The 1320-nt window shown below is 63.1% G+C and carries 1 protein-coding gene and 1 pseudogene; one reads left to right on the top strand and one right to left on the bottom strand.

The features are described from left to right. Positions 1 to 437 (top strand): annotated as a pseudogene (locus tag ACFPJ1_RS28885) (hypothetical protein); the annotation flags it as partial. A 96-nt stretch (positions 438 to 533) separates the two neighbouring features. On the opposite strand, the gene ACFPJ1_RS28880 reads toward ACFPJ1_RS28885, so the two are convergent. Beyond that, positions 534 to 1112, bottom strand: a complete 579-nt coding sequence (locus tag ACFPJ1_RS28880; RefSeq protein ID WP_380108675.1) for a hypothetical protein — start codon at positions 1110 to 1112, stop codon at positions 534 to 536. Between the last annotated feature and the right edge of the window lie 208 nt (positions 1113 to 1320).

Here is a 1320-nt window from a genome sequence, read left to right as displayed (position 1 = left end):
TCTGCCCCGACGACACCGGCGACCCACTCGGCATCATCGGCCGCTCCATCCTGGCCACCCTGCTGCCCGCCCGCCGCCCCCGCTACAGCGCCCGGAAGGTCAAATGCTCCACCTCCCGCTACCTCAACCGCGACAACACCCGCCCCGACACCCCGACCACCATCACCGCCATCACCATCACCGTGCACACCCCACCGCTGTCCCCGCCACCCCGCCGCGCCCACAACCCGTCGCAAACGCCCCGGCTCCCGACCCGCCGCGACCGCGTCACCGCGATCATGAACACCGACCCCCACCGCGCCTGGACCGGCCGCGAACTCGCCGAACAACTCCAGCTCAACCGCCGCAACCTGCTCACCCAACTCGGTCAATGGACCCGCGACGGCTTCCTCGCCCGCACCGGCCACGGCACCTACACACTCGACACACCCCCATAGACCTGGACAACGCCACCCAACCGCTAACTACGCGGCATTGCTACGGGATCGGCAAGCCGACTCTTGACGCGGGTCGCGCTGACCTGGGTTTGGCAGCTATCGGGGGGACGGGACAGGTGTGGATGCCGCCTGATGGAGACCCAGTTCCTTCTGCATCGCTTCGACAACAACGTTGTGCGATAGATCGGCCGGACGCTCAGGTGTCTCGTGTCCTTCGAGTGCGGCCACATAGGAATCATTGATCATTTCCATCACCCTGAGCGCCACTGCCCTCATTTCGGCGCCAGCTACGAGGGAGAGGTCTGAATACGCTCTGGTGAACTCATGCATTGCCTTCCGGACCTCCTGAACGTCAGGAAACCCTGAGTCGGTATGAACGTCAGGAATCGCTGATTCGGTGTCGGTGTCGGTGTCGGACGGAGCTTGTGTGTACACCTCAATCAAGTCCATGGTTGTGGTCGTCGCAGTTAGGAAGTCGGCATAGATCTGTCTGCGATGATCACGCCACACGCGGTCTGCCTCTTGGGTTGCCTGCAGTTGGAGCACCTCGACCTGCGTTGACCTGCTCATCTTCGCGACGACGAGCTGAACGCAACCCGCTACCAGGCCACCCACGATGGTCCCAACCAAGGCGACGATAGCCACGAGAATCGGGTCGGCGACCTTCGCAATCACGTGCCCTCCTCAGATCGACGGACTAGGGAGCGTCAACTCATCTCGGACTGGCGTGGTCAGGACCCGTGAGCGGGAGTACACATCGGTTACACAGACCAATGCAAAACGGCGGCAGACCATGAGAGACGTCGGAAGGACGTTATCCGGCTCTTCACAGTTGAGGGTGTAGAGCTGATCGGCGCGTCGGTGGCCGGGTAGGGGTCGAGGT

The organism is Kribbella qitaiheensis (genome assembly GCF_042657745.1).
Lineage (GTDB): Bacteria > Actinomycetota > Actinomycetes > Propionibacteriales > Kribbellaceae > Kribbella > Kribbella qitaiheensis.
This window is presented reverse-complemented; position numbering and strand designations above follow the sequence as displayed.